The sequence below is a fragment of the Providencia sp. PROV236 genome (assembly GCF_033676985.1).
Classification (GTDB): Bacteria; Pseudomonadota; Gammaproteobacteria; order Enterobacterales; family Enterobacteriaceae; genus Providencia; species Providencia manganoxydans.
On the sequence record NZ_CP096297.1, the window covers coordinates 874326 to 887259 of the forward strand.

At 37.2% G+C, this 12934-nt stretch carries 11 protein-coding genes; 10 read left to right on the plus strand and 1 reads right to left on the minus strand.

Annotated elements, in window-relative coordinates:
- Positions 1–68 precede the first annotated feature (68 nt).
- Genes M1E96_RS03735 through M1E96_RS03765 form a run of 7 tightly spaced genes read left to right on the plus strand, consistent with a single transcriptional unit; the run spans position 69 to position 6997 of the window.
- Entirely contained in the window at positions 69–656 is a 588-nt protein-coding gene (locus M1E96_RS03735) for a molecular chaperone (protein WP_369427514.1), read from the plus strand.
- Positions 646–1209 (plus strand): fimbrial protein, encoded by a 564-nt coding sequence (locus M1E96_RS03740; protein WP_369427375.1) that lies wholly within the window; start codon positions 646–648, stop codon positions 1207–1209. The genes M1E96_RS03735 and M1E96_RS03740 overlap by 11 nt, the downstream gene beginning before the upstream one ends.
- The gene (locus M1E96_RS03745) at positions 1175–1735 is read left to right on the plus strand and encodes a fimbrial protein (protein WP_272580363.1); all 561 of its coding nucleotides are present in this window, start codon (positions 1175–1177) and stop codon (positions 1733–1735) included. Before M1E96_RS03740 ends, M1E96_RS03745 begins: the two co-directional genes overlap by 35 nt.
- 10 nt (positions 1736–1745) lie before the next feature.
- On the plus strand, positions 1746–2417 hold the full coding sequence (locus tag M1E96_RS03750) for a molecular chaperone (protein WP_272580362.1): 672 nt from the start codon (positions 1746–1748) through the stop codon (positions 2415–2417).
- On the plus strand, positions 2414–3169 hold the full coding sequence (locus tag M1E96_RS03755; RefSeq protein ID WP_272580361.1) for a molecular chaperone: 756 nt from the start codon (positions 2414–2416) through the stop codon (positions 3167–3169). The genes M1E96_RS03750 and M1E96_RS03755 overlap by 4 nt, the downstream gene beginning before the upstream one ends.
- Positions 3170–3186: 17 nt before the next feature.
- Entirely contained in the window at positions 3187–5790 is a 2604-nt protein-coding gene (locus tag M1E96_RS03760; RefSeq protein ID WP_272580360.1) for a fimbria/pilus outer membrane usher protein, read from the plus strand.
- Positions 5791–5806: 16 nt separating this feature from the next.
- Positions 5807–6997: a hypothetical protein gene (locus tag M1E96_RS03765; protein ID WP_272580359.1), complete on the plus strand. Its 1191-nt coding sequence runs from the start codon at positions 5807–5809 to the stop codon at positions 6995–6997.
- 215 nt (positions 6998–7212) lie between these two features.
- Here M1E96_RS03765 and M1E96_RS03770 read toward each other — a convergent pair whose 3' ends face one another.
- A complete protein-coding gene (locus M1E96_RS03770; RefSeq protein WP_337979952.1) occupies positions 7213–7548 on the minus strand; it encodes a DUF6122 family protein in 336 nt (111 codons plus the stop codon).
- Between the two features lie 768 nt (positions 7549–8316).
- Here M1E96_RS03770 and tkt point away from each other — a divergent pair.
- The 3 genes from tkt (at position 8317) to pgk (ending at position 12887) form a co-directional block, all read left to right on the plus strand.
- Complete coding sequence (tkt, locus tag M1E96_RS03775; protein WP_070926701.1) at positions 8317–10311, plus strand: transketolase; 1995 nt, start codon at positions 8317–8319, stop codon at positions 10309–10311.
- A gap of 306 nt (positions 10312–10617) precedes the next feature.
- The gene (gene epd / locus M1E96_RS03780; RefSeq protein WP_070926699.1) at positions 10618–11637 is read left to right on the plus strand and encodes an erythrose-4-phosphate dehydrogenase; all 1020 of its coding nucleotides are present in this window, start codon (positions 10618–10620) and stop codon (positions 11635–11637) included.
- An 86-nt stretch (positions 11638–11723) separates the two neighbouring features.
- On the plus strand, positions 11724–12887 hold the full coding sequence (gene pgk / locus M1E96_RS03785) for a phosphoglycerate kinase (protein WP_070926697.1): 1164 nt from the start codon (positions 11724–11726) through the stop codon (positions 12885–12887).
- Positions 12888–12934 lie beyond the last annotated feature (47 nt).

Genomic DNA, 12934 nt, shown 5'->3' on the forward strand with positions numbered 1-12934 from the left:
TTTGGTTATTTATTATTGTTGCCAATTTCTTGTAGCTAAATAATTTCGCTTATTCTGCGGGCGTTGGTATTGATGCTACACGTATTATTTATCCACAAGGGGAAAAAAGTGTGTCTGTGACACTCAGAAATAATGATGAAAAAGTCAATTATCTGACGCAAATTACCATTGCGAGCGAACAATATCCTGACGCTTTTGAGATCACTCCTCCTTTATTTCGTATAGAAAAAATGAGTCGGCAAGATGTACGTATTATGTTGGTCAATAATCAACTACCGAAAGATAGAGAATCGGTTTTTTATTTTAAAGCTCGCATGATCCCTGCGAGAGATAAAAACAGTGAAGGGGTAATTATCGGTTTTGATAATATTATTAAATTATTTTATCGGCCTACTGATTTAAAACAAACTGCTAAAGAAGCGCAGTCATCGCTAATATTTAAAAATATTGATAACCAAGTTGAAGCAGTTAATAACTCACCTTATTACATCAGTTTTTATAGTGTATCGGTGAATAACAAGCCTATTGTTATTAGCACAGATAAAAAAAATAACATGATAGCACCATTTTCAAGCATTCGTTTTGAGTCTGGATCAGCAAAAGGTGAAATAGTTAAATGGAAAGTTATTAATGACTTAGGAGGGTATGATGCGTAATCATCGACAATTAATTAAAAAGGGATTTACTACCATTTTTTTTATGCTAACAGTTAATGGAGTATCCTATTCTGAGCCAAGAACAACACTTTATTTTAGTGGAAAGGTTGAAAATACGACCTGTGAGTTTGATGCTAGCAGTGAACAAAATATTGTTTTTGATGAGTCATTTAATATTAGTGTTCTTAGCGAGTTAGCTCCTGGGGTGGAAAGCATTTATAACAAATCTTTTTCAATTAAATACAGCTGTGATGTAGTGTCATCAACTGACGAGCCTCCTGTTTTTTTAGGAATAGCGACATTAGGTAATACAAAAATCAATAAAAATACGCTTTTTGAAGATCAGTCAATTAATGTCGGTTTCTTATTATTAAATTGTGGAGCAAGCAGTAATAATTCATGTACAGAAATTAACTTCAATGGTTCTAGTTCAACGATTGAAGCAACTTCGGGTGAAAATTTTTTTAAAGTCACGGCGGTTAAGATAGAAGATAAACCAATTACAACAGGTGATATTAATGCAGCGATTGAAATTTCATTTATTCAGCCATAAGCAGATTACAACACCTTTAATCTTAGCGCTGTTCTTGTGCTCTTTTTCGGCTAAACCTGATGATCAAACAGCTCGGTTTTTATTCACTATTTATGTTGAACAAGAATTATGTGATGTCTTGGTGACAGGATTAGAACAGTCAACAAATAGGATTGATTTTGGTAGTGTCAGCTTTAGTGAGATAAAGGAACAAAGTAAAAAAGCTAAATTTAATGTTTCTTTGGATAATTGTACTTTTGATGATTTAGCAACATCTAAAGTCCAAATATCAGGCGGAAGTTTAGTCAATGATTCTCAAGGAAAAGTTTTTAATACTGATAAATTAGCAAGTTTTGGGGTTGCCATTAAGGATGACAGTGAAACAACAACTTATTCTGTCGGTGATGTTATTTTTAATAACATCCAAAAAGAAGGTGACTATAAAACATTTACTGCGGTATTAGCTTGTAGTGATCTCGGCAATAGCTGTGAAGAGTTCACAGGTGATTTTTCAGCTTTTGTTACTTTTAGCTATTATTCTGACTAGGTGTAATAATATGAGAATCTTTATTTTTTTTATATTAACGATATTGTCTTTTATTTCCCATGCAGCAGGGCTTAGTTTAAATAAAACAAGAATTATTTTTGAGGAAGGAGAAACGTCATCGTCAGTGATATTTAAAAATAATGTAGATTCTCCATTTTTAGTACAAAATGAAATTTATAATGATAAAAACGAAATTACAGATAATTTTTTAGCGACCCCAAATGTTTTTCGTGTTGAAGGCAATTCAACATTTATGATGCGTATTTTCCCTGTATCGCTAAACCGTCTACCAACAGACAGAGAAAGTGTATTTTATTTTAGTGCTAGAGCTATTCCGCCAAAGAAGAATGAAAAAAAAGGTAGTTTGACTATAGTTACTAACTTAATTATAAAATTATATTATCGCCCTAAAAATTTAGAAATGCTTGTAAGTGATTCTTATAATAAATTAATTATATCTTGTGCTAACAAAGAAATAAAAATGACTAATCCAACACCTTATTATTTAACCGTTGTTGACTTTAAAAGTAAAAATGAAAAATTTAAAAATACGATGATCCCGCCTTATTCTAGTGAAACTTTAAAAGGACAAGAGAAAATAGAAAATTTATCTTGGCGATTGATGAATGATTTCGGTGGGAAAACTAATGCTTATATTCATGAGTGTGGAGGAAATCAATGAAAAAGAATTTTTTTCTTATTTTTGTTTCGTTATGGTTTCTGATAGCTAGCGCTTACGGAAATAAGCATATTGATGGATTGAGCTTTGTCCATAAAAGATTGGTTTTTGAACATGGTAGTCGGGGAATATCTTTTTCATTAAAAAACTTAGAAAATTATCCATATTTAATTCAAGCGAGTATTTCAATACCGAATGAGGCCATGCGGGAGAATAAAAAAGCTAATGATGATGATATTCCTTTTATAATAACTCCTCCGCTTTATCGGTTAGAAAGCCAAGCGGAGTATTCATGGCAAATTAAAAGTTCAGGTAACTTAAATTTATTACCTCAAGATAGGGAGTCGGTATTCTTTATTGTATTGAAAGCTATTCCACCCAGAGGTTCAAAAAATACAATTAAATTCAAGAATACAGAGAGTAATTTAACATTTACAACAGTTATATACTACAAATTCTATTATCGTCCTGAGTTAATTAAAAGTGTTAACGTTAAATCAGTTAAAGATAAATTAAGTTTCAGTGTGGTGGATAATGTTCTTCAGGTCAAAAATGATTCACCTATTTATTTGATTTTTAGCGAATTATCCGTAGGGGATTTTAAGTTTGGTAATAAAAAACCGATTGAAATGGTTCCTCCTTTTGGGGTTCAAAATTATCAATTACCTCAGGGTAACTATCGTAATAGTAAAGTGATATGGCGATTGCGCAATGAACGTATGCAAAGTTTGCCGAAAGAAACCATAAAATTATAAAAAGATGAGATGTAACTATGAAATTACACAATTCCTACAAGAAAAAAAATAGATTTTTTTTCTTGAGTGTTATCTCTTATTGTATTGCTAGTTATTCTTATGCTGATGATTTTTTTGATCCAAATTTATTATCATTGAAGTCAGGCATTGACCCTAACTCTATCGATTTGACTAGATTTGAAAAGAGTAATGCGATCCCTGAAGGCAAATACAATGTTACTATTTTTGTTAATAAAAAAAATATTGGTAACTTTGATATCAGTTTTATAAAAAAAGATAATGATGAGGTTAGCCCAGAGTTTACAAAACCTACGCTTCAAGAAATGGGTGTTAATTTTTCTGCAACAGAAGCATTACAAAAAATAACCGATGTGGAAAGCATTACAGATTTAAGCCGATTAATACCTGATTCATCAGTTAGTGCTGAACTATCCAAGCTACGAGTGAATATTAGTATCCCCCAAATATATATGAATAATCGAGCTAATGGTTATGTTCCTGAAAGTATGTTAGAAAATGGTATTCCGGCAATTTTATTTTCTTATAATCTTAATGGCAGCCGTAGCCGAAGTGATTCATATTACGGTGATAAAACGAATAGAGATAATGTTTTTTTTAGTTTAAATGGTGGAGCTAATTTAGGGCCTTGGCGTCTTAGAAGCAATTATCGTTATTATTACTCTAATTCAACGGGTAGGCAAAATTATACAAACAAAAATTCACGTTTCTCTAATACGTATATCACCCGAGCAATTAATGCACTTCGTAGTGAAGTGGTGATTGGTGAGAACTCAACAGGAAATAATATTTTCGATAGTATTCCATTTAAAGGTATTAAATTTTTTTCAAATGAACAAATGCTTCCTTCAAGTTTGCGAGGGTTTTCGCCTGAGATTAATGGCATTGCACAGTCAAATGCTCAAATAACCATTAAGCAAAATGGTAATTTAGTCTATCAAACGTATGTTGCTCCGGGGCCTTTTAGTATTAGGGATTTATATCCAACAGGGTCTTCAGGTGACTTACAAGTTAATATTCGAGAAGAAGATGGCTCAGAAAGAACCTTCACTTATCCTTATTCATCATTGCCTGTGATGTTAAGAGCTGGGGGAATGAAGTATGAAGTGACTGCGGGTGAATATAACGGTAATTTAACACGCGCATCTAAGCGAGCTAAGTTTATTTTAGGAAGCCTAATTTATGGGTTACCATATGATACTACATTGTATGGCGGCTCTCTTTTTTCTAAAGATTATTTTTCAGGCGTTATAGGAACAGGGATCTCTCTGGGTTATTTCGGTGCACTTTCTATCGATATGACGCATGCGTCTGCTTCTTTTTTATCAGGTGACAAAAAAGAAGGGCAGTCATTTAGGATCAAATATTCAAAGAGCTTAACTTCAACAGGAACAAATGTTGATTTAACTGCGCTACGTTATTCGACACGTCACTTTTTTAGTTTTTCTGATTTTAACAATAATAATTATGAATTACGGGAGGGGGTAGCTCCTTGGCTAGGATTAAGGCAGCGTTCTAGTTTTAGAACGGCAATATCTCAATCCTTTGGTATTTATGGGTCAATGTACTTAAGTGGTAGTAAAACAGATTACTGGGATTCGAATACAGAAACCACTCAGCTTTCAACGGGGTATAATAATAGTTTTAAAGGGATTAACTATAACATTAATTACAGTATTGACTACCGTAAATCTAATAACAGTAATGATTGGCCTAAAAATCATCAAGTATCACTTAATATTAATGTTCCTTTCAGTTTGTTTACAAATGAAGAAAATATCAGAAATATGAGTAGTAGCTATTATATCTCAAAAGATAGTCAAGGTAGATATAGTCAGCAATTAGGATTACATGGTTCTATATTAGATAATAATTTATCTTATTCTCTATCCCATAGCTTAGGGAATCATGATCAAGATACTAATAGTTCAATTAATGTTAATTATAATACAACTAAAGGTAATATTTCTGGAGGGTATAGTCATTCGACCAATTCATCATCAACTAATGCAAGTATCAATGGTGGTGCAGTTATTCATTCAGGTGGAGTGACACTTTCTCGAACTCTAGGTAACTCGATTATTTTAGTTGAAGCGCCAGATGCTGATGGAACATTGCTGAGTAACGGCAGCGGAAAAATAGATATGTTCGGTTATGCCATTTCATCAAATGCGAATGCTTACTCAAAAAATATGATAGGCCTAAATGTTAATTCATTACCTAATGATGTGACTCTACCAAAAACGTCTAAAAATGTTTATCCAACAAAAGGCGCTGTAGTTAAAGCTAAATTTCCTACACGTGTTGGTATGCAAGCGATTATGAGCTTAACTTACAAAGATAATGTTATTCCATTTGGTGCAGTAGCTACATTAGTAAGAAATGAAACGGATAGTGATAATGACAGTTTTCCTGAAGAAAACACCGGTATTGTTGGCGATAATAGTTTGCTTTATATGAGTGGATTACCTAATTCAGGGCGCTTACATATTCAATGGGGAAGCAGTGTATCTTCTTCATGTTATGTGGTTTTTTCTAATTTGCAAAATATTAAAATTACTGATGACAATCCAATCAAGAGAATGGCATTAAATTGTCAGTAATTGTATTGGGTTTAAAATGACTAGAGAGTTAATGATGAAAAATATTAAAATAAGCTTTCTGCTTGGATTGTTTTTAGTTTACTTTCCTATTGCCTATGCGGAAATATATCCAGTTACATTGCCACCTGATACTGATTTCTCTCAAGTTTATGTATCAGATGAGCGTTCGGGATCACGAAAAATGAATACCGCTAAATATGATGAGTCATTACCTTTCTCCGCCATATCAACAAATAGATTAAGCTGTATTAGTAATGATGAGTTTTATATCAAAGACGATCGTTATTATTTTTATCTATATAATGAAGATAATGAAGTTGTGGGTCATGCAAGTTTGAATTATGTTGTAGACGCAACTTGGTATGAAACAATTGAACGAATCTCACACAGTAATTTTACTTATATCAATGGACGTGAAGAATCATATTCTAGTTTAACACCGACGGAGGGTAATCCATATTGCCTTTATCTTTACCATTATCCTACCTCACCTCCATATGACAATTTTTTTAGGGATTCGGAGGCTAGAACGCTTACCTGGTCAGTAGTAGGAGTTGATATTGAATTTTTATCAACTGATTTAATCCAGCCTGGTTTATATTATCTTGGTTTAAAAAGTGGTATTAGAGTCGATACATTATATTTTATTTCTAGGTCGAGTAACCCATTAGGTAATATATCTATACCTGCTAAATCTATTGCTTTTGAAGTCATAACTGAGCCAGCTTGTAATATCAGTATTAATGGAAATAGGTCATTAAAATATCATGTATCAACTTTATCTGATGATGGGATATTTGCTTCAGAAAATATGACTATCAATGGAACTTGCGATAAACCCGAAGAGCCTTGGTTCAATGTTGAAGTTTCTGCTCGGGTAAATAAAGGTGTTGTATATGCTAAAAACCAATTAATGCCAACAATTGATAGTGGTAGTGGTAGTAATCTTGATGCCAACCTATTTATTGAAGGTTTTATATATGAAGAAGATGAACCAGTAGATCCTGAGCTGTTTTGTAAAGGTGAAGGTAATATTATGTTCACAGGTGAAAAAATAACATACGATGATGTTGCTATAGAACCCACTGAAGGTAGTAACAATGGATTTAATTTAGGTTTAACTTGGAACTTATGTATAGATTATGCTCGCTGGCTTTCGCCTGGTATATATAGCGCTGCAGTGGACTTATCTGTATATATTGAATAAATTATCTATTTATATCGTAGAATGTCAGGGTTCGCTTACTAAAAATTATCGATAATGAGAATTTAGCAAAAAATCATAAGTACTGGCTATTTTAATTGCACCTTAAAGTTTTGATATTTTTAATCTAATTTGAAAGGTGCTTTTAAATGTTAATGCTAAACATTTCATTCATTTCGATGGCTGCTGGCTGAGAATAATGAATATTCATTATTCATTTATATGTATGTTCCCATATAACAATCCAATGAATCAGTAAAAAGGTGAAACAAACACCCCACTGCAATTGCTTTTAACTTCCATGATGGCAGCAAAAATATCACCACATAAGCGATAGCTGCCCAACCAGTATGTAACGGATGAAAACCAATGCCGCAGCGATTGGGATCAAAAATCGGATCTGCCAATAAATGATCTAAATCGATCGCCATGGTTGAGATCATCAACAGTGCTGCCAGTTTCCAATTTTTTCGCCAAAACAGATAGCCAAATAAAATAGGCACTAAAAAGTGGAAGCCGTAATGAACGATATTTCTGAAAATCTCAAACAGCACAATAAAACCTCGAAAGTGTGAGTCACAAGTATACTCGTCATACTTCAAGTTGCAGCGTTGTTGACTACGTTCACTCACGCCAGTCACATAGTTTTCTATGCGCCTAGCGATTGGTTCACTTGTCGCCTAGCTGCACCTCGAATTATTTAGAGTATAGATAGTCTAATCGGTGACTATGCTATTTAAAAGCGATGATTAGTATCAGTTAACGATATGATAATAAAACTAATTTAATAACATGGTATTTTTTGTGCCATAAGAAACACATCAGCTCTCCAGCTTTGATAGTGATGTTTGTCATACTCCAAGTTGTAGTACTTTTGACTAAGATAGAGCCTCCCTGTTTATTATACGAGTTACCTATTTATGTATAGGCTTTTAGGTAGCTTAATTCGTCCTCTACTGCGCCTCGAATTATTTAGAGCATAGAGCGAATTTTCATAGAAAAACTTGTCAATAATCACTATTGTTGCCCATTAAAGTATAAGATGCACAAATCACCTTGATCCCTGATGGTAAACTCAGGTTTAATAAGGGCAATGATTTGCGCAAAAAAATTATCTTTAAGTGATATTTTGCGCAATGGAATGGATTCAGCTTTACGGTAGCTTAATTTATTGACAATTCGTGGCCGCGAATGTCACGAATAATTGCTGTATGGAACAAATTGCGTTAGTTTCATAGTTTGCCTATGAAAAATTGCAATAATTCCATATTGCGTTGTGAAAATTGGTTTAAGTACGTTTTTATCCGACCTGGAGTATACTAATGACGACTCGTAAAACCCTTGCTAATGCTATCCGCTTTCTGAGTATGGATGCGGTTCAAAAAGCAAAATCAGGGCACCCTGGCGCGCCTATGGGCATGGCTGATATTGCTGAAGTTCTGTGGCGTGACTATATGAATCATAACCCAGCTGATCCACACTGGGCTAACCGCGACCGTTTTGTGTTATCAAACGGCCATGGCTCAATGCTGATCTATAGCTTGCTGCATCTGACGGGTTATGACTTATCTATCGATGAGTTAAAAAATTTCCGCCAACTTCATTCTAAAACCCCGGGCCACCCTGAATATGGCTATACTCCAGGTGTTGAAACCACGACAGGTCCATTAGGGCAAGGTATTGCAAACGCAGTCGGTTTTGCTATTGCAGAACGCACATTAGCGGCACAATTCAACCGTCCTGGTCATGACATCGTCGATCATCACACGTATGTGTTTATGGGCGATGGTTGTATGATGGAAGGTATCTCTCACGAAGTCTGTTCATTAGCAGGTACGCTAAAACTTAACAAACTGGTTGCGTTCTACGATGACAATGGCATTTCTATCGATGGCCATGTTCAAGGCTGGTTTACAGACGATACCGCAGCACGTTTTGAAGCTTATGGCTGGCATGTTATTCGTGATATCGATGGTCACAATGCAGATCAAATTCATGCAGCAGTCACAGAAGCGCACCGTGAAACGGATAAACCAACTCTGATTATGTGCAAAACCATTATTGGTTTTGGCTCTCCACATAAAGCAGGTACCGAAGCGGTTCATGGCGCACCATTAGGCGATGCAGAAATCGCAGCAACACGTGAAGCGTTAGGTTGGACCTATGCACCGTTTGAAATCCCACAAGATATCTACCAAGCTTGGGATGCGCGTAGTGCAGGTAAAGAAAAACAAGCAGCTTGGAATGACAAGTTTGCCGCTTATGCAAAAGCTTTCCCAGAATTAGCTGAAGAATTTACACGCCGTATGGCGGGTGAGCTGCCTGCTAACTTTGATGCAGAAGCGAAAAAATTCGTTGAGCATCTGCAAGCAAATCCAGCCAATATTGCTAGCCGTAAAGCATCACAAAATGCATTAGAAGCATTTGGTAAAGTATTACCTGAGTTCCTTGGCGGTTCTGCTGACTTGGCACCAAGTAACTTGACCATGTGGTCTGGTTCTAAGCCTTTGAATGAAGACATTGCCGGTAACTATATTCACTACGGCGTGCGTGAGTTTGGTATGTCTGCGATTATGAATGGTATTGCTCTGCATGGTGGCTTTATTCCTTACGGTGCAACCTTCCTGATGTTCGTTGAATATGCACGTAATGCAGTGCGTATGGCGGCATTGATGAAAGTCCGTAGCATCTTTGTTTATACTCATGACTCTATCGGTCTGGGGGAAGATGGTCCGACTCACCAACCTGTTGAGCAGTTGGCAAGCCTACGTGTGACACCAAACATGAATACATGGCGCCCTTGTGACCAAGTTGAATCTGCGGTGGCTTGGAAATACGCGGTTGAGCGTAAAGATGGCCCAAGTGCTCTGATCTTCTCTCGTCAAAATCTGGAACAGCAACCACGTACAGCTCAACAATTAGCTGAGATCGAGAAGGGTGCGTATATCCTGAAAGATTGCGAAGGCCAACCTGAGCTGATCTTTATTGCAACAGGTTCAGAAGTTGAGTTAGCGGTGAAAGCTGCTGATCAGCTGACTGGCGAAGGTCGTAAGATCCGTGTTGTTTCAATGCCTTCAACTGAGGTATTTGATAAACAAGATGCGGCATACCGTGAAGCTGTTCTGCCTTCAAATGTGACTAAACGTGTTGCGATTGAAGCAGGTATTGCAGATTACTGGTTTAAATATACCGGCCTGAATGGTGCGATTATTGGTATGCACTCATTTGGTGAGTCTGCACCAGCTGAAGAACTGTTCAAAGAGTTTGGCATTACTGCTGAGAATGCAGTTAAAGCGGCTAAGTCTCTACTTAATTAAGCTATTTAGTAGCCTAAAGAGTGGCTGCTAACATCGCTAAAATACGCCTCTGTATCAATTTTGGTGCAGGGGCGTTGTTTTTTTGTGCATATGATTGAGTTTTACTATTGCGTTCTCTGAATATATCCCTTAATCTAATTCTTATTAGCTGAACCGTTTCAGTTGCTATGACTAATTGGCTAAAATATTTCAAAAGTGTCGAGTGAAGCACACTTTTGATGTTTAACAGTTAAAATGAGCAGTAGAGTTTGTGTGAGTCAGTTATCCTTATCAGCCGTGTGATTTTGCTAAAATTCAAGGTGTAGGATGCCAATAAAAGTAGCGATTAACGGTTTTGGCCGGATCGGACGGAGTGTACTTAGGGCGTTATATGAATCTGGACGACGTGCAGAAATTGTCGTTGTCGCAATTAACGAACTAGCAGCCCCAGAAGGGATTGCCCATTTGCTTAAGTATGACTCCAGTCACGGGCGTTTTGCTTGGGATGTCCGTTTGAATGGTTCGCTATTACAGGTAGGTGATGACAATATGCGTCTGTTTCATCAACCTGACATAAGTGCTCTGCCTTGGAAAGAACTTGGCATTGACGTTGTGTTAGATTGTAGTGGAGCATATGGCTCCCGTGAAGATGGTTTAGCACACCTTGAAGCTGGCGCAAAAAAAGTTCTCTTCTCCCACCCTGGTACTGATGATCTTGATGCAACCGTTGTGTATGGCGTTAATCATGGTAGCTTAACCATTGACGATAAAATTGTTTCGAACGCTTCTTGCACCACAAACTGTATTATTCCAATTATAAAATTGCTGGACGATGCTTTTGGTATTGAGTCAGGTACGGTGACCACCATTCATGCATCTATGAATGATCAACCCGTTATCGATGCTTATCATCATGATTTGAGAAGAACGCGAGCGGCGAGCCAATCCATTATCCCTGTTGATACTAAATTAGCGGCAGGTATTACGCGGATTTTCCCTCAGTTCAAAGATCACTTTGAGGCGATATCGGTACGGGTACCAACAACCAATGTGACAGCAATAGATTTGAGTGTTACCGTGCACAGTGAAGTCTGTGTGACTAAAGTTAACCAGCTGCTGCAAAGCGCTGCCCACGGGCAATTTCGTGGTATAGTAGACTATACTGAATTACCGTTAGTTTCGATGGATTTCAATCATGACCCGCACAGTGCGATTGTCGATGGAACCCAGACGCGTGTTAGCGGTAAACATTTAATTAAAACTCTCGTTTGGTGTGATAACGAATGGGGGTTTGCTAACCGGATGCTAGATACAACACTGGCGATGGCAGCAACAGGTTTCAACTAATTAACGGCTATTGAATGATAAGGTAAACTCGATCTTCATTTAGCCATTAATGAAAATTTTATAGAGAATCAACAAGAGGATTCACCATGTCTGTAATTAAGATGACCGATTTGGACCTAGCGGGTAAACGCGTTTTCATCCGTTCTGACCTAAACGTTCCTGTAAAAGATGGCAAAGTTACTTCTGACGCACGTATCCGTGCTTCATTACCAACCATTGAAGCTGCTCTCAAGCAAGGTGCTAAAGTCATGGTCACATCTCACCTAGGTCGTCCGACTGAAGGCGAGTACAACGAAGAATTTTCACTGCAACCTGTTGTTGACTATCTGGCAGAAAAAATCGACTACCCAGTGCGTTTAGTGAAAGACTACTTAGATGGTGTTGAGCTAGCTGAAGGTGAATTAGTTGTTTTGGAAAACGTTCGCTTTAATAAAGGCGAGAAAAAAGACGACGAAACCCTGTCAAAACAATATGCTGCACTGTGTGACGTGTATGTGATGGATGCCTTTGGTACGGCTCACCGTGCGCAAGCATCAACTCATGGCGTAGCCAAATTCTCTCCAGTTGCTTGCGCTGGTCCGCTATTGAGTGCAGAACTCGAAGCCCTAGGTAAAGCGTTAGGTAATCCAGCTCGTCCAATGGTAGCGATTGTTGGTGGTTCTAAAGTATCCACTAAACTGACAGTTTTAGATTCACTGTCTAAAATTGCTGACCAATTGATCGTGGGTGGTGGTATTGCCAATACCTTTATTGCCGCAGAAGGCAATAATGTTGGCCGTTCTCTGTACGAAGCGGATTTGATCCCTGAAGCGAAAAAACTGCTGGCTAACTGCCATATTCCAGTTCCTACTGATGTTCGTGTTGCGACCGAATTCTCTGAAACCGCTGAAGCAACTTTAAAATCAAGCACAAAAATTAAAGATGATGAGCAAATTTTAGACTTAGGTGATGAGTCTGCTGAGCGCTTGGCTGAGATCCTGAAAAATGCCAAAACCATTCTGTGGAATGGCCCTGTAGGCGTATTTGAATTCCCTAACTTCCGTAAAGGAACTGAAATTGTTGCTCGTGCTATCGCAGAAAGCGATGCCTTCTCAATTGCTGGTGGTGGCGACACCCTAGCGGCTATCGACCTATTCGATATTGCCGATAAAATTTCATACATTTCAACTGGTGGCGGTGCTTTCCTTGAGTTTGTTGAAGGTAAAAAGCTCCCAGCAGTTGTGATGCTGGAAGAACGTGCTAAAGCGTAATTAATTTGTCATGAACAACAGACTGCATAAAGCAGTCTGTTTAACAC